The sequence below is a fragment of the Kribbella sp. NPDC050459 genome, from assembly GCF_040655315.1.
In the GTDB taxonomy this organism is placed as follows: Bacteria; Actinomycetota; Actinomycetes; order Propionibacteriales; family Kribbellaceae; genus Kribbella.
In genome coordinates this window covers 428,979-449,962 of sequence record NZ_JBFAJQ010000001.1, presented here as the reverse complement: position 1 = coordinate 449,962, position 20,984 = coordinate 428,979, and the positions used below count along the sequence as shown (strand labels likewise).

Genomic DNA, 20,984 nt, shown 5'->3' with positions numbered 1-20,984 from the left:
GGTCCAGGACGGTTGACCCAGGGGCAACAAGGGGGTGGGGGGAACATGTCGAGAACAGTGCAACTTCTCGCGGCGCTCGCCGCGGCGAGTCTGGCATTCGGAGCCGTAACAACCCAGCCGGCGTCGGCCACGGCATCGGCCGTCTGCTCGGTGGGAGTCGGTGCGGTCACTGGTAGCGGCGAGTCCGGCAGTGCCGTCTTGGCGACCATGCCGCCGACCTGGTCGTCCGGACTCTTCGTGAACAAGCCGTATCCCGCCCCAGTTCGGCTGAGCAGCGCGATTGCTTCCTCGAAGAACGGGGAGGGCGACTACGACGTCAGCGGTTACGTCGTACTGGGCGACACGTTGTACAACACCTACTCCATCGTCCACGAGGACGGGGAGATCATGGCCCGAGCGCTCGTGCGGATCGGTGGCGGCTGGAGCAGCTACGTCGCTCTCCACCGTTCGTCGTACTCGGCGCCGGGCATGTTGCCGCGCAACACGGTCTACGGGCTGCGTCGCGACGGTGTGCTGTTCCGGTGGAACGCCGCCAACTGGGGCCAGAAGACGTCGTACCCGGGATTCTCCGCCGTCAAGTCGATGGCCCTGATCAGTGCGACCGCGACGTACGACACCTTCCTGGCCAACACCCGGGGCGGTGCGCTGTACACGATCCACATTCCGGTGACGTCGCCCATGAAACCGGTCGTCAAGCTGGTCCGCCGGTCGGGCTGGCAAGGTTACGAGGCGATGCTCGCGCAGAAGTGCGGCATCTACGGAACGCTCCTGATCGGAATTGACACCGACACCCACGCCGGATACCTGTACGCCGTCGGGCACGCCGTCGGAACGTCGACCGTCATCGAGCCGCGTGGCAAGGTCCCCGGATCGTTCGGCTCCGCCGTGTACTTCCGGTGGATCTCGCAACCCGAACCACCGCCCTTCGGTGAATAGGGGGCCGAGATGAGAATCCGCACCACTGCGCTGATGGCGGCGATCGGACTGGCGGGCAGCCTGCTCGCCTGGCCGGCCGATGCGGCGCCGAACCGTGTGACGGCGACCTGTTCGGTCACGGCCGGCTCGGTCACGAGCAACGGTGACCACCGCGCCCAGGTGGTCACAAGCACTGTGCCACCCACGCTGACGAGAGACTCCAAGGTCGCGCTGGAAGTGTTCGCGCCCGGTCTGGTCGGGCTCAGCACCTCCCTGCGTGCCGAACCGGACCCAGGCGGTTCCCACGTGTCCGGCTACGTCGTGATCGGCTCAGGGCTGTACCTCACCCGGTACCACGCCGGCTTGACCGCCGAGGTCCACCACGCGCAGCTGACCCGGATCGGCGGCGGCTGGCGGGACTTCGTCGCCGTCGAGCAGTCCGTGTCCTCCGAGGACGCTCCCTGGCGGATGAACACCTACGGGCTGCGTTCCGACGGCGTCCTGTTCCGGTGGACCGTCGACCCGAACGGCGTCTGGCGCGGCAAGACGTCGTACCCGGGGTTCGCGGCGGTGAAGGCGATGGCGCTGATCAGCAAGACGCGGACCTACGACACCTTCCTGGCCACCACTCACGGCGGTGCGCTGTACACGATCCACATCCCGACCGGCACGCCGATGAAACCAGTCGTGAAGCTCGTGCGGCGCGCGACCTGGCAGGGCTTCGAGTCACTGGTCGCGACCAGCTGCGGCAGCTACGGCACACTGCTGCTCGGAATCGACAAGGCGGCCGGCACGGGCTACCTGTACGCCGTTGGGCACGCCAATGGACCGGCCACGATCATCCTGCCGCGCGGCAAGGTCCCGGCCACCTTCGGCGATCCGGTCGACTTCCGCTGGTTCCTCCCGATCGACCGTCTGTTCGGCGAATGAGAGCCGGCTCGGGCAGTGCCCGGGCCGCGGGGGCGCGAGATGATGTCGGCGGTGACCTCTCGGTGGAGGAGCTGTCCGGATGAGTGAAGCGACTGTGGTGTCGGTGAACGTCGGTCTGTCGAAGGACGTCGAGTGGAACGGGAAGACCGTCTACACCGGCGTGTGGAAGGGGCCGGTCGACGGGCCGGTGATGGTCCGTCGGTTGAACCTGGACGGCGACGGCCAAGGCGACTTGGCCGGCCACGGTGGCGAGCAGCGTGCGGTACTGGTGTACCAGCTGGATTCCTACCGCTACTGGGCGCAGCACTTCGGGCGGGACGACTTCGGCTACGGACAGTTCGGCGAGAATCTGACGGTCGACGGGCTGCCGGACGACGAGGTCTGCATCGGTGACCGCTACCGGATCGGCGGCTCCGAGCTGGAGGTCACGCAGCCACGCGTGACCTGCTACCGGGTCGGACTGCGGATGGGTGAGCCGGAGCTGCCGGCGCTGCTCGTCAGCCACCACCGGCCGGGGTTCTACTGCCGGGTGATCACCGAAGGCGAGATCGCTGCCGGTGATCCGATCGTCAAGACGGCTACCGGACCGGGTGCCCTGAGCGTCTCCGACACGGATGCTCTGCTGTACCTACCCGACCGCGACATCGAGAAGCTGCGGATCGCCGTACGCATCCCGGCGATGAGCCCGGGGTGGCAAGGATCGTTCCACGAGCTTCTGGACAAGGAGAACGCACCAGGGCCGGCGTGGGACGGCTTCCGGCAGCTGCGCGTCACCGATGTCGTCGCTGAGGCCAAGGACGTGTTCTCCATCAAGCTCGCTGCACCCGACGGCGGTGAGCTGCCGGCGGCTCAGGCGGGTCAGTACCTGACGTTCCGGATGCCGGAGGCTGTGCGCAGCTACTCGCTCTCCACCTCGCCCGGCTACCGCGTGAGCGTCAAGCAGGAGCCGCACGGGATCGGCAGCGCCTACATGGCTCAGCTGTCGTCCGGCAGCCTGCTGGAAGTCGCGGCAGCACGCGGTGAGTTCTTGCTCGAGGACGGCACCGGACCGGTGCTGCTGATCTCCGCGGGGATCGGAGTGACGCCTGTCCTCGCGATGCTTCACAGCCTGGCAGCTAGCAGTCGCGAGGTGTGGTGGATCCATGCGGCGCGCGGACCGACGGAGCACGCGTTCGCCGCGGAGGCACACGACTTGCTCGCCCAGCTCCCGAACGCTCACGAGCACATCTACTACAGCTCCGTCGAGGGGCGGCTGACCAAGGACAAGCTGCTCGAGCTGGGCCTGCCGCCAGATGCCACGGCGTACGTCTGCGGTCCTGAGAGCTTCATGGCGGACATGCAGGCAGCACTGACCGCAGTAGGGGTAACTCGGGTCCGTACGGAGCTGTTCGGCGCGCTGGCATCGCTGAATCCCGGTGTCGTCGGCCAGACGCTCAGGCCGCCGCATCAGCCGGACGGTGTCGCCGGCAATGGGCCGCTGGTGACGTTTGCCCGCAGCGGCATCTCGACAGCCATGCGCGACGGCACCCTGCTCGAGCTGGCCGAGGCCTGTGACGTGCCGGCGCGGTGGAGCTGCCGCACCGGCGTCTGCCACAACTGCATCACCCCGGTGCTGTCTGGCGACCTCACGTACTCCCCCACCCCACTGGAACCGCCGCCGAGCGGGCAGGCACTCCTCTGCTGCTCCCGCCCGGCGACCGACCTCATCTTGGATATGTAGCGGCCGCCGCGCTACGGCAGCTTCAAGCCGAAGCCGGGCTGGTCGGTGAGGGTGATATGGCCGTCCTCCAGCGTGTAGAAGCCGGGGCCGGGGACGCCTTCGACGATCGGGATGTTGCCGAGGCCGGCGGCCAGGTGAGCGGCGTACAGGGTCTTGAGCGGCTGGCCCCAGGCGTGCGGTGAGGCTTCGGCGGACAGGTCGGGCATGGTGCGGCGCCAGGCGGTGAGGCCGTGGCCGGTGACGTCCATCAGGGCCACGTCCACGAGACCGTCGCGGGCCAGCTGGAGGACGTGCTCCACGTTCGGGTCGTACTCGCCGTCGGCGACCTTGGGCCGGACCGGCAGTTTCTGCAGGTACTCGTGGAGCGCCTCCAGGTCGGGGCGTCGCTCTGCGAACGGCTCCTCGATCCAGTACAGGTCGCAGTCCGCGACACCGTCCAGGTACTCGAACAGGGTGTTCACGCTGAAGCCGTCGTTGCCGTCGACAAGGATCCCGGCGTCGGGGTACAGCTCGCGGGTCAGCCGGGTCACCTCGATGTCCCGCTGCAGACCGCCGTCGGAGTCCATCCAGCGATGCCCGCGGCCGATCTTCAGCTTGAAGTCGCGGAACCCGAACTCGTGGTCCTGGGCGAGGTTCGCCCGGATCGCGTCCAGCCCGCCGTCGAGGTCGTCGAGGTAGATCCCGCCGCTGTAGCAGCGCACCCGGGGCGATCCGGCGCCGCCGAGCATCGCGTACACCGGCACGTCGAGGACCCGCGCCGCGAGATCGTGCAGCGGGTAGTCGAGGAACTCGGCCGCCGGGTCGATCACCCCACGGTCCGGGTCGATCAGTTCTGCGAGGTTCCGTCCGACGAGCGAGCCGGGGTCCGCGTCGTACAGCGGCAGCCCCCAGCCCGTCGCGCCGCGGTCGGTCTGCACGACGTACGCCGTGGTGCTGCCGCCGCTCCCGTGGCTCCCGAGGAACGAGTTGCGGCCGATCGTGCGGAGGTAGTCGTAGCGGATCTCGGTGGTCGTGACCGAGCTGATGACGTGCCTGGCGAGGGTCATCGGTCAACGATAGACAGAGACCAGCCGTCGGAACGCCGCCGGATTGCTGAGCACGTCGGTGTTGTCCGCGAACTGGTCGATCGACCCGATCAGCCCGTGCCGCGCCACCGCTTCGTCGGTCACGGTCGCCAGGCACGCCTGCACGAACCGGTCCGCGCCGAGCACCATCGCGGGCCGGTCGAAGTACGGCCGCGGGGCCGGGTCGAGCTCGTCGGTGATCCCGAGCGCGTTGTGCCGCCGGGCGACCAGCTCGTACGCCGTGACGAGCGCCCGCTCGCGCTCGGCGTACGACGTGGCCGCGACCGCATCGGCCAGCGCGACGTCGAGCCCGTCCGGGTGGTCGAGCCGCGCGAACGCCGTACCGAGCCACTTGCTGTACGGCGCGTAGGCCCTGGCCTGCAACAGGGCCAGGCGCATGAGGTCCCGCACCAGCCGGGCAGCCACGACCCGCGACCCGAGCTCGTCACCTACCTCGTGCGTGCGCTGGACGAACGCCTCCTCCTGGGCGACACGGGACCACTGGCAGGCCAGGGTCCACCACCAGATCTGGTCCGGGTACCAGGCCAGTGCCTCACGAACCCGGGCCAGCCGTCCGTCGTCCGTGTACACCCGGCCGGCCGCCACACCGAGGAGCTGCTGCTGCGGAGTCACCAGCCAGTCGTCGATCCCGATGCCCTGTGACGCGTCGAACCCGAGCTGCCCCCGCAACCAGTCCCCCAGCGTCGCAACGGTCACGTGGTGCCGCGGCGCGTAGCTGTCCCAACCGAAGCGCACCGGATACCCGTCGTACTCGTCGGGCAGCCCGTCGTCGACCGCCTTCCGTACCCGCTCGACGTCGGCCGCGTCCACCAGTACGGCGAGCCGCGGTCCCCAGCCGTGGTCCATCGACCGCTCGGTGTCGTACCCGAGAACGTCCGACCCCCACCCGAGGAGTCCGGCCGCGTAGCCGATGTCTCCCACGAGCGGCGCGACCACCTCGGCGTGAAACCTTTCCGCGACCTCAGCCGCCGGCCTGAACTCAGCCTTGGAACCCACTGGGCCGCCTTTCGGTTCGGTCTGCCCGTTTACAGTTGCCCAGTGCGACATGTGGTGTGGGACTGGAACGGAACGCTGCTCAATGACAATCACGCCGTCCTGGCTGCCGTCAACGAAGTTTGTGCCGGGTTCGGGCGGGCGGAGCTGAGCTGGGGCGAGTGGCAGGCGGCCTACGCGCGGCCGATGCGGCTGTCGTACGAGCAGATCCTGCGGCGCACCCTGGACGAGGCCGAGTGGGAGCAGGTCGACAAGCTCTACCACGATCAGTACGACGCGCTGCTGCACACCTGTGAGCTGGCCACCGGGACGCACGAGGTCCTGCGGTCCTGCACAGCGAGCGGGCGGACGCAGTCGTTGCTGTCGATGTGGTTCCACTCGCGGCTCACGCCGACGGTCGAGCACTACGGGCTGACGACCTACTTCACCCGGATCGACGGGCTGCCCGGCGAGATCGGCGGCGGCTCGAAGGCCGACAGCCTGGTCCGGCATCTGGAGGCGCAGCAGCTCGATCCGGCCGACGTCGTCCTGATCGGGGACGTCGTCGACGACGCAGAGGCGGCCCAGGCGGCCGGCGCCCGCTGCGTGCTCGTCACCACCGGCGCGATGACCCCGCAAGCCCTGCACTCGACGGGTGCCCCGGTCGCCGCTTCGATCACGGAGGCGCTCCAACTGCTCGACGCCTGAGACGAGAGCCGCCATGATCCCCAGGGGTACAGGCCCGTGGTTCTCCCTGGTGTGATGCACCTGCCTGCGACGAGACGGTGGTTTCACACCGAAGAGCGTCCAGGGAGGCACCCCGATGAAGCAGTACTACGGCCCAGTGGTCGTCCTACTCGACAGCCAGGACACGCTGGAGTGGGCTGCGGCCGAAGCCGCGGCCCGGAGCGCCGAGCTGCGCATCGTGCACGTGTTCCGCTGGCCCCACCTGCTCGACCCGCTCGGTGAGCTGACCGTCGACGAGCGGGACCTGAAGGCAGCCGAGGAGGTCGTCGACGAGGCGGCCGACCACGTCCGGCAGATCTTCCCGAGCCTGCGGATCTCCACCACGGTCTTCCCCGGCCGCCCGGCCACCGCGCTGCTGAACGAGGCCCGCGAGAGCACCGGCGCACTCGTGGTGATCGAGCACGGTCGCAGCTTCGAGCGGAGCGTGGCCCGGCGGTTGGCCCGCCGTACGACGGGGTCGCTGGCAGTCGTCGGGCTGACCGCGGACCACGCGGCCGGACCGTCCACGGGTCGTGTGGTCGTCGCCGTCGACGGTCACGACCGGTCGGATGCGCTGGGGTTCGCGTTCGGCGCGGCGCGGCGGCGGGGCACTGGTCTGACCATCCTGCAGACCGGTCCGGCCGACGTTACCGCGTGGCAGACGGCGTACCCGGAGGTCGACGTACGGCGGAGCGCGGTCACCGGCACCGTCGCGAGCGCCGTGCTCGCCGAGTCCGCCGCCGCGGCCCTGACCGTCCTGACGGCCGACCGGACCTGGCTCCAGCAGACCGGCAACGCGACAGTCGCCCGGCTCGCGCGCGGTCCAGTAGTACTGGTCTGACCAGTGGACCCGGGCCGGCCCGGCTAGGCTGACCGGCGTGGGGATGGGAGATCGCGAGCATCGAGAGCTGAGGGGCCGGCAGCGGGAGACCGAAGTACTGAGAGGGCTCGTCAGCGAGGCGAAGGCCGGCCGCAGCCAGGTGCTGCTGCTGACAGGCGAGGCCGGTGTCGGCAAGTCCGCCTTGCTGGACACCCTGGTCGCCGGCGCCGACGGCTGCCGGATCACCCGAACCGCAGGGGTCGAGTCCGAGATGGAGCTCGCATACGCGGGCCTGCACCAGCTCCTCCAGCCGTTCCTGGAACATCTCGAGCGACTGCCGGCACCGCAGCGCGAGGCGCTCGGTACGGCGTTCGGCCTGGTGAGCGGCCCGACGCCGGACAAGTTCCTGATCGGTCTCGCGGTCCTGAACCTGCTCTGCGACGCCGCCGGCGACCGGCCCGTGCTGTGCGTGGTCGACGACGCGCAGTGGCTGGACCTGATGTCCGCGCGCATCCTCGCTTTCGTCGCCCGCAGGCTCGCGGCCGAATCCGTGGTGATGGTCTTCGCGGTCCGCGACGGCATCGACCACGCGTTCACCGGCCTGACCGAGCTGGCGATCCGCGGCCTCGACGAGAGCGAGGCGCGAGCACTGCTCGAATCCGTGCTGCCCGGACCGATCGACCCGCGGGTCCGCGACCGGATCGTCGCCGAGACCCACGGCAACCCGCTCGCCCTGCTCGAACTCCCGCGCGCCTGGACCGCCGCGGAGCTGGCCGGCGGTCTGACTGCGGGCAGCCTGGCCGGCCGGATCGAGGACAGTTTCGTCCGGCGCCTCGAAGTCCTCGAGCCCGGCACCCGGCTGCTCCTGCTCACTGCGGCCGCGGAACCGCTGGGCGACCCGACCCTGCTGTGGCAGGCGGCCGAGCGGCTCGGGCTCGGCGCCGACCCGGCGGCCGGCGCGATCGAGTCCGGGCTGATCACCTTCGGCCGGCAGATCCGGTTCCGGCATCCGCTCGTGCGCTCCGCGGCGTACCGGATGGCGACACCGCAGCAGCGGCTGGCCGTTCATCGGGCCCTCGCCGACGTCACCGATCCCGGGACCGACCCCGATCGCCGGGCGTGGCACCGGGCGCAGGCGACCATGGCGCCCGACGAGGATGTCGCTGCCGAGCTCGAACGGTCCGCGCAGCGCGCCCGGGCCCGCGGCGGGTTCTTCGCGGCCGGCACATTCCTGGAGCGAGCAGCCGCACTGACCATCGACCCGGGCCGCCGGGCCGACCGTGTGCTGGCCGCCGCGACCGCCCAGCGGAGCGCCGGCGGGCTCGACGCCGCGCTGGACCTGCTCGGCGCGGCATCCGCCGGGCCCGCGGACGCCGTACGGGACGCGCAGATCACGCGGTTGCGCGGCGAGATCGCATTCGACCGCGGACACGCGACCGAGGCCGCGCGGACGCTGGTCGACGCGGCGCGGCAGCTCGAGCCGCTCGACCACGACCAGGCCCGGGTCGCGTACCTGGAGGCGATGTCGGCCGCGATCTGGGCGAGCGGCCCGGACGCGCCCGGGATCCTCGGTGAGGCGGCGGCCGCCGCACCGGCGCCGGCGCCGTCGGACCCGCCGGGCGACCTGCTCCTGCAGGCGCTCGCGTTGCGCTTCACCCGCGGGTACGCCGACGCCGCGGCCCAGCTGGTCAGAGCCGTCGACCACGCCCGGCAGAGCGCCGGCGAGGCCGAGGACGTCCGCGGCTGGCTGTGGCTCGCGGGCAGCCGGTCCAGCGGGATCGTCGCGATCGACGTCTGGGACCTCGACGCGGCGCTCGAACTGGCCGCCCGCCACGAACGGATCGCCCGCGACAGCGGCGCCCTCGTCCAGCTCCAGTGGGCGCTGAACTTCCGCGCCAACGTGGTGTCGATGACCGGTGACCTCGCGGCCGCGACGGCGTACGTCGAGGAGGAGCGGCAGATCGGCGCCGCGACCGGGAACCGGGTGCTCGGGATCGGCCGGATGCAGCTCGCCGCGCTGCGCGGGCACGAGGCCGAGGCGACCGGACTGATCGACGCGATGATCCGCGAGGCACGCGCCCAGGGCCAGGGCCGGATGACGGCGATCGCGACGTACACGAGCGCGCTGCTGAACAACGGCCTCGGACGGTACGAGACCGCCTGCGACGCGGCGCGGCAGGTCTTCGAGCAGGACGTGGTCGCGTACAGCGCGCTGGTGATCGGCGAACTGGCCGAGGCCGCCTCGCGGACCGGTGACACCAAGCTCGTCGAGACCGCGCTGGCCTGGCTCGACGAGCGCGTCGCCGCCGCGCCGACGGACTGGGGCCGCGGGATGCAGACCCGCACGCGAGCGTTGCTGGCCAACGACGAGGACGCGTATCGCGCGTCGATCGACCACCTGAGCCGGACCGGTCTGCGCATCGAATCGGCCCGCGCCGAGCTGCTGTACGGCGAATGGCTGCGCCGCGAAGGCCGCCGGCAGGACGCCCGCGAGCACCTGCGGACCGCCCACGAGCAGTTGGCCGCGATCGGCGCCAAGGCGTTTGCCGAACGCGCCCGCCACGAGCTGCTCGCCACCGGCGAGACCGTCCGCAAGCGCACGCCCGAAACCACGAACGACCTGACCGCGCAGGAGTCGCAGATCGCCGGCCTGGCCAGGGACGGCCTGACCAATCCGGAGATCGCCGCCCAGCTCTTCATCAGCCCGCGCACCGTCGAGTGGCACCTCCGCAAGACGTTCTCCAAACTCGGCATCACCTCCCGCCGCCAGCTCCGGACCGCCTTCGCCCGCGCCTGACCAGGGTGTTTCACGGGTGCGGCCGACCTCGCCGGTCGCGGCGTCGCGATCAGCATCCTTGCCGCGGGTCGCCGGATGCAGTTGGGTTGTCCGCAAGCCGAGAGTGAGGAGAGCCCGTGACGAGCGAGGTCCTGGAAGGCCGCACCGCCGCCGGCCGCGGTGTACGGGTGCGGTTCTCGGCCGACGGCATCGAGGAGATCACCGACCACCCGTCGGCGCCGGACCTGCTGCTGATCCCGGGGCTGGTCGACATCCAGCTGAACGGGTACGGCGGCCTGGACGTCAACGACCCGTCGCGCCCGGCGGGCGAACTGTCCGACCTCGTCCGCGCCCTGTGGGGACAAGGCGTGACGACGGTCTACCCGACGATCATCTCCGCGGACGACACGACCACGCTCACCCTCGTCAAGCGCGCTGCCGCCGCCCGCGCGGCCGACCCCGACGTCGCGTACGGCGTACCGGGCCTGCACCTGGAGGGTCCGTACATCTCGTCCGCGGAAGGTGCCCGCGGCGCGCATGACCCGGCGGTCATCCGGGACCCCGACGCCGACGAGTTCGACCGCTGGCAGGCCGCGGCCGACGGCGCGATCGCGATCATGACGCTGGCTCCCGAACGCAAGGGAGCCATCGAGTTCACCCGACACCTCCGGGCAGGTGCGCACCCGTTGGCGAGGCGACCGGTCCTCGCCTCGGTCGGGCACTCGCTCGCGACCGCCGACGACATCCACGCCTTCGCCGCCGCGGGCGGACGGCTGTCCACCCATCTCGGCAACGGACTACCGGCCCAGATCGACCGTCACCACAATCCGATCTGGGCTCAACTCACCGAAGACGCCCTGACCGCCGGACTGATCGCCGACGGCCATCACCTGCCCGCCGACACCTTCGCCGCTCTCGTGCGCGCCAAAGGTCCGCAGCGATGCGTTCTCACCAGCGACGCGGCCGCCCTGGCCGGATGCGCACCGGGCGACTACCGGACCGCGGTCGGCGGTGCGGTCACCGTGGGGCCTGACGGAAGCCTCCGCCTCCAGGGCACGCCGTACCTGGCCGGTAGCGGCGCCTCACTGCTCGACTGCCTGCGGTGGGCGACCGGTCCCGGCGGACTTCCCCTCGACATCGCCGTCACGATGGCCACCCGGACACCGGCCGACCTGCTCGGCCTGCACGATCGCGGCCGTCTGGAGGTCGGCGCCCGTGCCGACCTCGTCCAGCTGACCAGCACCCGGGACAGCGCCGCCGGCGCCGTCGGCGACGTCGCGGCCGTCGTTGTCAACGGCCGCGTGGTTGCTTGTAGCAACAGTTAAGTATTGGATCTTGCCGCCCGCAATCACTTGGCTGGCGGACCAATGCTTGCCGGTGAACCGCACCTTCCCGTATAAGCCTTACATGACGGCGATCCGGCTCGACGCGGTGTCCAAGGTGTTCGAGGGCGAACACCTGGCCGTCGACGAGCTGTCGCTGGACATCGCCGACGGCGAGTTCATGGTGCTGCTCGGGCCGTCCGGCTGCGGGAAGACCACGCTGCTGCGGATGATCGCCGGTCTCGAGCGGGTGACGGCCGGCGAGGTGTGGTTCGGGCGCACCAACGGCACCCGGCTGGCGCCGCGCGAACGCGGCGTCGCGATGGTCTTCCAGACCGGCGCGCTGTACCCGAACCGGACGGTCCAGGAGAACATCATGTTCCCGCTGCAGGTCGCCGGGCAGAACGACGTCCAGGCCGGATCCACCGCGGCGGGCCTCGCACAGATCCTCAGCATCGAGTCGGTGCTCGACCGGATGCCGCGCACGTTGTCGGGCGGTCAGCGGCAGCGGGTCGCGATCGGCCGCGCACTGGTCCGCCGGCCGCAGGTGTTCCTGCTCGACGAACCACTGTCGAACCTCGACGCCACGATGCGCACCGAGCTCCGGCAGGAGATCGGCGCGATGACGCGCGACCTGAACGTGACCACGCTCTACGTGACCCACGACCAGGTCGAGGCGCTGACGCTGGCCGACCGGATCGCGGTGATGCGCGACGGCCGGATCGAGGACGTCGGTACGCCGACGCAGGTGTACAACGATCCCGCGACCGCGTTCGTGGCCGGCTTCCTCGGCACGCCGCGGATCAACCTGCTGGCCGCCACCGTCCGCGTCACCGCGCACCACCGGGTCGCCCTGGACCTCGGTAACCAGTCGATCTCCCTCGACCCCACCGACCGCCGGTCGCTGATCCTGCGGCACCACGACGGCGCCGACGTGATCGTCGGCGCCCGCTCGAACGCGTTCAGCCTGACCGACGACGCCCCGAACCAGCTGACCGGCACCATCCGCGCCTTCGAGTTCCATGGCCAGCAGTCGATCGCCTTCGTGCACTGCGGGATCGAGGTCGTCGACCCCGACCGCGTCGGCCGCGCGGCTCCGGCCCACGCCTCTCCCGCGGCCGACCGTACGCCGTCCTTCCTGAGCAGACTCCGCTCGCGCGCCGGGCTGGGCGCACCCACGCCTCCCGCGCCCGAACCGCACGGCGCCACGCACCGCCGCGCCGACGTGGTCGTCGAACTCCCGGTCGACACCGAACTGGCCCGCGGCACCCGCGTCCACCTCGCCCTCGACACCTCCCGCATCCACATCTTCGACCAGACCGGCCACCGCGTGGACCGCATCACCCGCTGACCCGCCGCCGCGCTCAGCCCTTCAGGCCGGTGGTTGCGACGCCTTCCACGATGCGTTTCTGGAAGATCAGGAAGATGACGACGACCGGGATCAGCGCGATCACGGACATCGCGAACATCGGGCCCCACAACGAGTTGCCGCCCATGTTGTCCTGGAAGCCGCTCAGGGCCACCGGGACGGTCTGCTTGGCGGGGTCGGTGAGGTAGATCAGCTGGCCGAAGAAGTCGTCGTACGTCCAGACGAAGGTGAGGATCGCGGTCGTCACCATCGCGGGGCGCAGGAGCGGCAGGATGATGTGCCAGTAGATGCGGGCGGGACCGCAGCCGTCGATCACCGCGGCCTCGTCGAGTTCGCGGGGCAGGCCGCGGACGAACTGGACCATCAGGAAGATGAAGAACGCGTCGACGGCCAGGAACTTCGGCACCGTGAGCGGCAGGAACGTGTTCACCCAGCCGGCCCGGAAGAACAGGTAGTACTGCGGGATCAGCAGCACCTGGTGCGGCAGCATGATCGTGCCGAGCATGACGGCCATCGCGGCGCCGCGGAACCGGAAGCGCAGCCGGGCGAACGCGTACGCCGCCATCGAGCAGGACAGCACGTTGCCGATCACGCAGACGACCGCGACCAGGAACGAGTTGACGATCGCCGCTCCGAACGAGTTGCCCGCGCCCTCCCACCCGGTCGCGTAGTTCGACAGGTCCCACGATCGCGGGATCAGTGAACTGGTGGTGAAGATGTCGCCGGCCGGCTTCAGCGAGCTGCTCAGCATCCAGGCGACCGGGTAGAGCATCAGCACCACACCGGCGAGCAGGACGACGTGCTTGCCGATCCGGAAGGCGCCGCGGTCAGTGTTCGTCGTCATAGAAGACCCAATACCGTGAGAAGAGGAAGTTGACCGCGGTGAGCGCGGCGATGCCGAGCAGGAACACCCAGGCGATCGCGGACGCGTAGCCCATCTTGAACTCGACGAACGCCGCCTTGTAGAGGTACAGGCTGTACACCAGCGTCGACTCGGCCGGACCGCCCTGGCCGTCGCCGACGACGTACGCCTGGGAGAACGCCTGGAACGAGCCGATCACCTGCATGACCAGGTTGAAGAACAGGATCGGCGTCAGCAGCGGCAGCGTGACGCGGAAGAACCGGCTGACGGTTCCCGCGCCGTCGACACTGGCGGCCTCGAGCAGCGTCCGCGGGATCTGCTGCAGACCGGCGAGGAAGATCAGCATCGGCGTACCGAACTGCCAGGCGGCGAGCGCGACCAGCGTGTAGATCGAGTAGTCGGGGTTCGACACCCAGCTCGGCGCGTCGATGCCGAGGACGGCGAGGAAGCGGTTCACCACGCCGTCGCCGGTGAACAGCTGCCGCCACATGATCGCCACCGCGACGCTTGCCCCGAGCAACGACGGCAGGTAGAACACCGCGCGGTAGAAGGACAGCCCGCGCAGCTTGGTGTTCAGCACCATCGCGACCAGCAGTGCGATCGCGAGTTTCAGCGGCACCGACAGCCCGACGTACACCAGCGTGACCTTGATCGACTGCAGGTACGTCGGGTCGTCGGTCAGGAGCTCGGCGTAGTTCTTGCCGCCGACCCAGTGCGGGCTGCCGAGCAAGCCGAAGTCGGTGAACGAGAAGTACACCGACGCGGCCATCGGACCGAGGGTGAGCAGCACCAGCCCGAGCAGCCACGGAGCGAGGAACACGCCACCCCAGCGACCGTCGGCAGTACGTCGCCTGGCCGGCGGCGCCGGGACGGGGCGAGCCGGCACCTGGGTGTCCGGCTCGCGGGCAACTGCGGTCGGCATCAGCCCTTCAGCGCCTTCGTCGCGTCGGCGATCAGCGCACGCGCCGCCTCGGAGACGGACAGCTTGCCGAAGGCCACCTTGTCGGCATACGTCTGGAACGCACCTGACACGTCACCGCCGCCGGCCGGGAACACGACGTTCGCCAGCGGTGTCTGGTGCTGTTCGACCAGCTTCAGATGGGTGAACTCGCGCGCCTGGTCGGATGTCGCGGCCGCCTCGACCGCGGCCAGGTTCTTCGGGTTGTTCGGTACGCCGAGCTGGGTGCGGATCAGCATCGCCGCGTCCGGATCGTTGACCAGCCCGTCGAGGACCTGCGCCGCCTTCTCCGGGTTCTTGCTGCGGCCGTACACCGCCCACACGCGCGACGGCCGGATGTAGGCGCCCGGGCGATCGCCCTGCGGGTACGTGGTGGACCCGAGCGGCCGGCCGGCCAGGGTCTGGTTCGACAGGATCCGGTTCGAGAAGTCGAAGTTCATCGCAGCCTTGCGCTTGACCAGGTTGTTGTTGTTGAAGTCCGCGGCCGCGGTGACCTCAGCGGGTACGGCGGCGCCGGTGTCGCGGAGACGCTTCCACAGGTTCCAGAACTCCGCGACATGCTCCTCGGTGAAGCCGATCGCACCGTCCGGCGTGAACAGCTCGGCGCCGTTTCCGCGGATGTAGACCTGAAACGTCTGCAGGTCGCGCCCGGCGTCGCTGGTGCCGTACGGCTTGCGCGCGTTCGCCTTCGACACCTCCGCCGCGATCCCGGCGAAGTCGTCCCAGGTCCACGCCGGGTCGAGCTTCGTGACGCCCGCCTTGTCGAAGGCGGCCTTGTCGTACAGCAGGCAGAACGAGTTCACGCCGGTCCCGATGCTGTACTGCTTGCCGTCGACCTGCGCGCCCTTCAGCAGCTGCTGGTCCCAGTCCCCCGTCTTGATCGTGTCCGGCAGGTACTTGCTCAGGTCCAGCGCCGCGTTGCTCTTCACGTAGTTGCCGAGGTCAATGGTGTTGGCGAGGAAGATGTCCGGGCCGTCGCCGCTCGCGATCTGGGTCCGCACCTTGGTGAAGAACGCGTTGTCACCCCCGAACTCGGACTGGATCGTGACCCCGTCCAGCTTGGACTGGATCTTCTCCAGCGCGAGACCGACCTGCTTGGTGCGCTCCGCGTTCCCGTCGTACGCGACCCGGATGGTCGCCGCCTTGCCGCTGCCCGTGCCGGAGCCGCCGCACGCGGCCAGGACGCCTGACCCCAGCGCGAGTCCGCCGAGCTGGAGCACTCGCCGCCGGGAGATGTGGGTTGCCATGTCTGAAGTCCTTTACGTGAGGTGGAGGTACGGCGGGTTGCTCGCCGCTTCTTTGCTGTTGAAGGTCGTGAACGGGCCGTAGGCAGGCACCGTCGAGGCGATTGCGAGGCCGATCGGCTCCCCGTTCGCGAGCTGGGCACGGACGTACTCGGTGACGTCGACCGTGCGCCAGCCCGGCGTGTTGTCGAGGGTCATCGCACCGAGCTGCTCACCGAGCGCGGGCCGGCTGTTCCAGGTCAGGGCGGACTCGGTCCAGCCCGTCCCCGTCGCGTAGACGCCGTTGACCGTCGGCGTCGTCGAGCCGTCGGCGATCCCGCCGTACACCCGCAACGTCGCCGACTGGATGGACGCCGGGACTGTTTTCGGGTCGAACCTGAGGTAGGTGATCCGGTCGTATCCGCTGTTCAGCCCGGGATTGTTCCGGACCTCGAGCGCGGCCGCGTTGCCGTACGGCGTACCGGCGAACGAGCCGTTGCGGACGAAGCCGTCGGCCATCACGTCGATCCGCGACGGATCCACCACCGTGACCGGTACGCGGGCGACCTTCACGATCGGCGGGATCGTGACCATCGCCGCCACCGACGCCGAACCTCCCGCGGCCGCGGTCAACAGACCGCTTCCGTCGACCGTCGCCGTGGCCGGATCGCTGCTCTGCCACTCGACGGCTGCCGCTGACAGGTCTGCGTGGTTGCCGTCCGTACTGGATGCGGTCAGTGAGAGCTGCCGGCTGCTGCCGACGGACAACTCCGGCGGCTGCGAGAGGGTGACGGACCCGAGGACGACGGGCCGCGGCGGAGCGTCGGCCTTCGCGTCGGCAGGGCTCGCGTACAGCCGCACCTCGAGGATGCTGTTGAAAGTGCTCGCGGAGTTTCCGTGCCCGACGATCCGTACGTACCGCGCCGCCGCGGCCGGCAGCGCGAACACCTCCAGATCGTCGGTCGTGCCGGACGACACGATCCCGGCCCGCGCGGCACGCCACGTCGTACCGTCCGTCGACGTCAGCACGTCGAACTTCGCCGTCCGGCGGGATCCGTTGTAGAAGGCAACCGCCGCCGCACCGATCGTGCGGGTCCGGCCGAGGTTGTAGGTGAGGTACTCGCCGTCACCCGGGGCCGACCACCGCGTCGACAAGCTGCCGTCGACCGATCCCGTGGCGCCGTTGCCGTCGTCGCTGGACGCATCAGCCGACGCGATCGGGTACGACCGCCCGGCCTTCCCCGGCTGATGGAAATGGATCTCGTACGTCGGCCCGCGCCGGCCGGCCCGGTAGGTCGCGATGGAGGCGACACCGGACACTCCCGTCGCCTGGGACACGACCGCGGACGTCCCGCCGGCCGCGACACCCGCGACCCTCGGCGCGTCGGATGCGGTCCACGGCAACGTCACGTCGTACCGGAACCGGCCGGACTCGAAGCCGGCCAATTGCTTGCCCCCAACCACGATGTCGCTCAGGGCCGAAGCCTGCGTGCTGGTCCCCCACGACGCGAGCGGGACGATCGCGGGCGTGGTCGTCGGCGGCTGCTCCCCCGTCGCGAGCGGTACCGCGCGGATCGCGACCGTCGTGGTGCTGATGTTCGGGCGGTTGACCATCAGCTTGCGGACACCGGGTTGCGTGCTCTGCCCGGCCGGGCTCGGGCTGCCGGGGAGCGGCGTCGCGTCACCGACGAGGAGTTGCGCACCGGACGGACCGAGCAGCTGCACCCACAGACGCTGCCCGCCGCGGTACAGCATCGCGGACTTCCCGTCGGCGGCCACGACGATGTCGGCGCGGGTGTGCAGGAAGGACCAGTAGGAGATCGCCTGGGTCGACTCCACCTCGTCCTGGATCAGCACCTGGCGGCGATCGTCGAACAGCTGGACGCCGCGCTGCGCCCGCTGCACGCGCCCGCCGTACATCCCGGTCAGGTCGGTGATCTCGTAGAACTGCTGCGCCGACGATCCTGTCTCGACGACCGGCGCGCCGCTCGTGAGCGCGGTCTGCGGCGTCGGGCCGGAGCCGAGAACCATCGTGTTCTGTCCCTCGGGCCGCGCGACGTAGTAGTCCCAGCGGCCGCCGGAGTTCTTCTGCCAGTCGAAATACCCGGGCAGGCTGTAGCTGTCGGCGCCGAGGTCGTCGAACCAGCGGACCCCGTTCGCGTCCATCACCAGGTCGCCGGCGTCGAGGTTCTCGTGGGCGACGACCTGGTCGTACCCGGCGCGCAGCCCCTTGGTTCCGACGGACACGGCGTACGGGTCGTCCCAGGCGCTGCGGGCCGTCACCACCTCGGTCCCGCGGAACAGCCAGTCGGTGTACGCCGGGTGGGTGGTTCCCGTCGTACGGGCGGGGTCGTACCAGAGGATGTCGAGCGGACTGGCCGAGCGATCGGCGCGGGCCGCCTCCCAGGCCGCGAGGTACGAGCGGTCGAAGCGGCTCGCGAGCCACATCATCGACGGCAGGTGCCAGCCGGACGTGACCGCACCGGCCAGCTCGGTGCCGCCGTCGCCGAAGTTGAACAGCTCGCCTCCGGCACCGGACACCTGGATCGGGAAGTCTCCGGTGATCGACAGCCCCGGCAGCGCCGACAGGCCGAAGTCGGTGCCCACCGCGGTCTTGAACGCGGCGAGGTACGTGACCAGGTACTCCGTGCCGTACGCCCAGTACGTCGGGCTCTCCGCATAGCCGCCGCCCGGGTTGTACTCGCTGATCCCGTTCTGGATCGAGGTGATGCTCTTGCGCAGGATCTGGTCGGCGAGGTCGGGGCTCTCGTCACCGATCGCCAGCGCTCCGAGCGCGACCGCGTTGCAGACCAGGTTCCAGTTGTGCGACTGCGTGTAGAAGCTCGTCTGCTGGTTGTAGATCGCGAGCGCCGGCTGCAGCGCCTTGGTCTCGATCGCCTGCCGGATCGTGGTGCGCTGCGCCGCGGTCAGGTAGTCGTACAGCCAGTCGTAGCCGATGGCAACGGCATTGGCCATCTCGCCGACCTCGAGGAAGTGCGACGGGTTCCAGTCCGGGTACGCCGAGACCGCGAGCAGTTCCTGTGCCGCGCGGGCGGCGTACCGGCTGTCACCTGTCAGCCGGTACACCAGCGCCAGCGAGTAGATGCGGCGTTTCACCTCGCGACTGTTGTCGAAGTTGTTCGGCGGCGCCTTCGGTGCCGTACCGAGCATCGCGTCGGCGTCGGCGCGGACCTTGGCGAACCAGGCCTGCAGCCGGGTGTCGGACTGCAGGCGCTGGCCCGCCGTCGTGAAGTCGCCCTGGCGGGCGAGCAGGCGCGGGTGCTGGCTGGTCAGCATCGAGACCACGCTCGCCGGCGGCTCGATGGCGGCGGTTGTCCGCTCCCCGGCTGCCGCGAGGCCGGGAGTGAAGGTGATCAGGGCGGCAGCGGCTGCTGCCAATCGGGTCAGGTGGGACCGCATGGGCACGACCTTTCGTCGAGGGATCGGGCGACTCTCCATCCGCGATCTGACGAGAAAGGTAAAACGGTTGCACACCCTGGTCAAGAGGTTGCCTACGCTTGGAGCAAGCGTTTTCCGCTCGCTGAGCCTGAGGTGCTGCTACGATGTCGTACAACGCTTTAACCGATCGGAGGACGGCGTATGAGCGATGGGCGGCCGAGCATCCGGGACGTCGCGGCCCGGGCCGGCGTCTCCGTGACGACCGTTTCCCGCATCCTGAACGGCAGCTATCCCCCGGCCCCGAAGACCCGGGACAAGGTGCTGCGTGCGGTGCAGGAGCTCGACTACGTCGCGAACCCGCACGCCCGCGCACTCACCCGGCAGGGCACCGGCACGATCGCGCTGGTCGTGATGATGCTCGACGACGGGTTCCTGATGAGCCTGGTGGAGAGCATCGCCACCGGCGTCGCCGAGGCCGGCAAGCTGTGCCTGATCGGCACCAGCGGCGGCAACCTCGAGCGTGAGCTGGCCGTGCTACGGCAGATGCACGCCCAGCACGTCGAGGCGATCATCCTGGTCGGCGCCGTCGTGGAGAGTGCCGAGTACCGCGAACAGATGGGCGCGTTCGCCGCCCAGCTCCGGCAGTCCGGCACGCGTCTCGTGCTGTGCGCGCGGCCGCCGATCGACACCGGATTCCAGGACGCCTCGGTCGAGTACGACAACGAGGGCGGTGCGTACGCCGCGACCAGCCACCTGCTCTCGCGCGGCCATCGCCGGATCCTGCTGCTCGGCGGACCGGACGGCCAGAGCATCACGACCCGGCGGACAACGGGCTACCGCAAGGCGCTCCGCGACCTCGGCGGCGACCTCGACCCGGACCTCGAGATCCACCCCGCCTGGAACCGCGAGACCGGCTACGCCCGCGTCCGCGAACTCCTCGACGCGGGGCCGCCGACGTTCACCGGCATCCTGGCCCACAACGACCACGTCGCCGCCGGCGCCATGCAGGCCCTCCGTGAAGCCGGCCTCCGGGTGCCCGGCGACATCTCGGTCGTCGGTTTCAACAACGACTCGTTCGCCGCCGACCTGCAGCTCACCACGGTCCACATCCCCGCCCGCGAGCTGGGCCTCCGCGCCGCGGCCCTCGCCCTGGACCCCAGCCCGACCGAGCACCACACCACCCTCGGCACCCACGTGGTCGTCCGCGAGACCGTCGCTCAGCGCTGACTCACTGCACAGCGTTCACGAACCAGGTGGTGATCGTGGTGGGGTGAGTGATTGCCGTGCCGACGACGACGGTCCAGGCGCCGGCCGCGATGGCCTGGGCGGCTTGGTCCGGGGTGTGGATGCGGCCTTCGGCGACGACCGGAGTACGGATCGCCGCGGCCAGCCGGGCCACGAGGTCGAGGTCGGGCCCGTCGGTCTTCGTGGTGTACGGCGTGTAGCCCGAGAGCGTTGTACCGACGAGATCGGCGCCGGCCTCCGCGGCCGCGACACCCTCCTCGAAGGTCGAGCAGTCGGCCATCACGAGCTTGCCGGTGCGGTCTTGGATCGCCTCGATGGTCTCGGCGAGACTGCGTCCGTCCGGACGCGGGCGCTGCGTCCCGTCGAGTGCGACGACATCGGCGCCGGCCTCGGCGACCGCGAGCGCATGATCCAGAGTCGGGGTGATGAAGACGTCGTCGTGGCCGTCCTTCCACAGTCCGATCAGCGGCAGCTCGACCGCCGAACGGATCTCGGCGATGTCCGCGATGCCCTGCACCCGCAGACCGGCGGCCCCACCGGCTGCAACGGCCTCCGCCACCGCCCGCATGGTCGCCGGCGAGTTCATCGGCTCCCCCGGATACGCCTGACACGAGACAACCAGCCGCGCCCGGACAGCCTCCAGTACGTCACTCATCCAGCAC

16 protein-coding genes are annotated in these 20,984 nt (G+C 70.1%); 9 read left to right on the top strand and 7 right to left on the bottom strand.

The window, feature by feature from the left end; translation table 11 throughout:
• Positions 1-45: 45 nt before the first annotated feature.
• The 3 genes from AB0I12_RS02115 to AB0I12_RS02105 all read left to right on the top strand — a co-directional run bounded on the left by AB0I12_RS02115 (position 46) and on the right by AB0I12_RS02105 (position 3,565).
• On the top strand, positions 46-936 hold the full coding sequence (locus AB0I12_RS02115; protein WP_359923279.1) for a hypothetical protein: 891 nt from the start codon (positions 46-48) through the stop codon (positions 934-936).
• Between the two features lie 9 nt (positions 937-945).
• The gene (locus AB0I12_RS02110; protein ID WP_359923277.1) at positions 946-1,845 is read left to right on the top strand and encodes a hypothetical protein; all 900 of its coding nucleotides are present in this window, start codon (positions 946-948) and stop codon (positions 1,843-1,845) included.
• 79 nt (positions 1,846-1,924) lie between these two features.
• Complete coding sequence (locus AB0I12_RS02105) at positions 1,925-3,565, top strand: MOSC and FAD-binding oxidoreductase domain-containing protein (RefSeq protein ID WP_359923274.1); 1,641 nt, start codon at positions 1,925-1,927, stop codon at positions 3,563-3,565.
• A gap of 11 nt (positions 3,566-3,576) precedes the next feature.
• On the opposite strand, the gene AB0I12_RS02100 is transcribed toward AB0I12_RS02105, so the two are convergent.
• Together AB0I12_RS02100 and AB0I12_RS02095 are read right to left on the bottom strand one after the other, a co-directional pair.
• On the bottom strand, positions 3,577-4,611 hold the full coding sequence (locus AB0I12_RS02100; protein ID WP_359923271.1) for an enolase C-terminal domain-like protein: 1,035 nt from the start codon (positions 4,609-4,611) through the stop codon (positions 3,577-3,579).
• Between the two features lie 3 nt (positions 4,612-4,614).
• Complete coding sequence (locus AB0I12_RS02095; RefSeq protein WP_359923268.1) at positions 4,615-5,646, bottom strand: DUF4037 domain-containing protein; 1,032 nt, start codon at positions 5,644-5,646, stop codon at positions 4,615-4,617.
• Between the two features lie 42 nt (positions 5,647-5,688).
• On the opposite strand from AB0I12_RS02095, the gene AB0I12_RS02090 reads away from it, so the two are divergent.
• The 5 genes from AB0I12_RS02090 (at position 5,689) to AB0I12_RS02070 (ending at position 12,617) form a co-directional block, all read left to right on the top strand.
• Positions 5,689-6,330, top strand: coding sequence for an HAD hydrolase-like protein (locus AB0I12_RS02090; protein WP_359923265.1), 642 nt, complete (start codon positions 5,689-5,691; stop codon positions 6,328-6,330).
• 115 nt (positions 6,331-6,445) lie between these two features.
• Positions 6,446-7,189, top strand: coding sequence for a universal stress protein (locus AB0I12_RS02085; RefSeq protein ID WP_359923262.1), 744 nt, complete (start codon positions 6,446-6,448; stop codon positions 7,187-7,189).
• A 43-nt stretch (positions 7,190-7,232) separates the two neighbouring features.
• Complete coding sequence (locus AB0I12_RS02080) at positions 7,233-9,965, top strand: AAA family ATPase (RefSeq protein WP_359925105.1); 2,733 nt, start codon at positions 7,233-7,235, stop codon at positions 9,963-9,965.
• A gap of 116 nt (positions 9,966-10,081) precedes the next feature.
• Positions 10,082-11,269: an amidohydrolase family protein gene (locus AB0I12_RS02075; RefSeq protein WP_359923260.1), complete on the top strand. Its 1,188-nt coding sequence runs from the start codon at positions 10,082-10,084 to the stop codon at positions 11,267-11,269.
• A gap of 82 nt (positions 11,270-11,351) precedes the next feature.
• Positions 11,352-12,617 carry an ABC transporter ATP-binding protein gene (locus AB0I12_RS02070; protein WP_359923257.1) on the top strand — a complete coding sequence of 422 codons (1,266 nt, stop codon included), beginning with the start codon at positions 11,352-11,354 and terminating at the stop codon, positions 12,615-12,617.
• Between the two features lie 13 nt (positions 12,618-12,630).
• Here the strand turns inward: AB0I12_RS02070 and AB0I12_RS02065 are convergent, their stop codons facing one another.
• Genes AB0I12_RS02065 through AB0I12_RS02050 form a run of 4 tightly spaced genes read right to left on the bottom strand, consistent with a single transcriptional unit; the run spans position 12,631 to position 19,098 of the window.
• On the bottom strand, positions 12,631-13,479 hold the full coding sequence (locus tag AB0I12_RS02065; RefSeq protein WP_359923254.1) for a carbohydrate ABC transporter permease: 849 nt from the start codon (positions 13,477-13,479) through the stop codon (positions 12,631-12,633).
• Entirely contained in the window at positions 13,463-14,419 is a 957-nt protein-coding gene (locus AB0I12_RS02060; RefSeq protein WP_359923252.1) for a sugar ABC transporter permease, read from the bottom strand. Before AB0I12_RS02060 ends, AB0I12_RS02065 begins: the two co-directional genes overlap by 17 nt.
• Positions 14,419-15,702 (bottom strand): extracellular solute-binding protein, encoded by a 1,284-nt coding sequence (locus AB0I12_RS02055; protein ID WP_359923249.1) that lies wholly within the window; start codon positions 15,700-15,702, stop codon positions 14,419-14,421. The genes AB0I12_RS02060 and AB0I12_RS02055 overlap by 1 nt, the downstream gene beginning before the upstream one ends.
• 12 nt (positions 15,703-15,714) lie before the next feature.
• Positions 15,715-19,098 (bottom strand): DNRLRE domain-containing protein, encoded by a 3,384-nt coding sequence (locus AB0I12_RS02050; protein ID WP_359923246.1) that lies wholly within the window; start codon positions 19,096-19,098, stop codon positions 15,715-15,717.
• A 180-nt stretch (positions 19,099-19,278) separates the two neighbouring features.
• Here AB0I12_RS02050 and AB0I12_RS02045 point away from each other — a divergent pair, with 180 nt between their 5' ends.
• Positions 19,279-20,304, top strand: a complete 1,026-nt coding sequence (locus tag AB0I12_RS02045) for a LacI family DNA-binding transcriptional regulator (protein ID WP_359923243.1) — start codon at positions 19,279-19,281, stop codon at positions 20,302-20,304.
• Between the two features lies 1 nt (position 20,305).
• Here AB0I12_RS02045 and AB0I12_RS02040 read toward each other — a convergent pair whose 3' ends face one another.
• Positions 20,306-20,977 carry an N-acetylmannosamine-6-phosphate 2-epimerase gene (locus AB0I12_RS02040; RefSeq protein ID WP_359923240.1) on the bottom strand — a complete coding sequence of 224 codons (672 nt, stop codon included), beginning with the start codon at positions 20,975-20,977 and terminating at the stop codon, positions 20,306-20,308.
• Positions 20,978-20,984 lie beyond the last annotated feature (7 nt).

Coding starts and splice junctions, on each gene's coding strand:
- AB0I12_RS02105 (WP_359923274.1), top strand. CDS start 1,925: ATGAGTGAAGCGACTGTGGTGTCGGTGAACGTCGGTCTGTCGAAGGAC.
- AB0I12_RS02060 (WP_359923252.1), bottom strand. CDS start 14,419: ATGCCGACCGCAGTTGCCCGCGAGCCGGACACCCAGGTGCCGGCTCGC.
- AB0I12_RS02050 (WP_359923246.1), bottom strand. CDS start 19,098: ATGCGGTCCCACCTGACCCGATTGGCAGCAGCCGCTGCCGCCCTGATC.
- AB0I12_RS02115 (WP_359923279.1), top strand. CDS start 46: ATGTCGAGAACAGTGCAACTTCTCGCGGCGCTCGCCGCGGCGAGTCTG.
- AB0I12_RS02040 (WP_359923240.1), bottom strand. CDS start 20,977: ATGAGTGACGTACTGGAGGCTGTCCGGGCGCGGCTGGTTGTCTCGTGT.
- AB0I12_RS02070 (WP_359923257.1), top strand. CDS start 11,352: ATGACGGCGATCCGGCTCGACGCGGTGTCCAAGGTGTTCGAGGGCGAA.
- AB0I12_RS02080 (WP_359925105.1), top strand. CDS start 7,233: ATGGGAGATCGCGAGCATCGAGAGCTGAGGGGCCGGCAGCGGGAGACC.
- AB0I12_RS02055 (WP_359923249.1), bottom strand. CDS start 15,702: ATGGCAACCCACATCTCCCGGCGGCGAGTGCTCCAGCTCGGCGGACTC.
- AB0I12_RS02065 (WP_359923254.1), bottom strand. CDS start 13,479: ATGACGACGAACACTGACCGCGGCGCCTTCCGGATCGGCAAGCACGTC.
- AB0I12_RS02110 (WP_359923277.1), top strand. CDS start 946: ATGAGAATCCGCACCACTGCGCTGATGGCGGCGATCGGACTGGCGGGC.
- AB0I12_RS02100 (WP_359923271.1), bottom strand. CDS start 4,611: ATGACCCTCGCCAGGCACGTCATCAGCTCGGTCACGACCACCGAGATC.
- AB0I12_RS02085 (WP_359923262.1), top strand. CDS start 6,446: ATGAAGCAGTACTACGGCCCAGTGGTCGTCCTACTCGACAGCCAGGAC.
- AB0I12_RS02045 (WP_359923243.1), top strand. CDS start 19,279: ATGAGCGATGGGCGGCCGAGCATCCGGGACGTCGCGGCCCGGGCCGGC.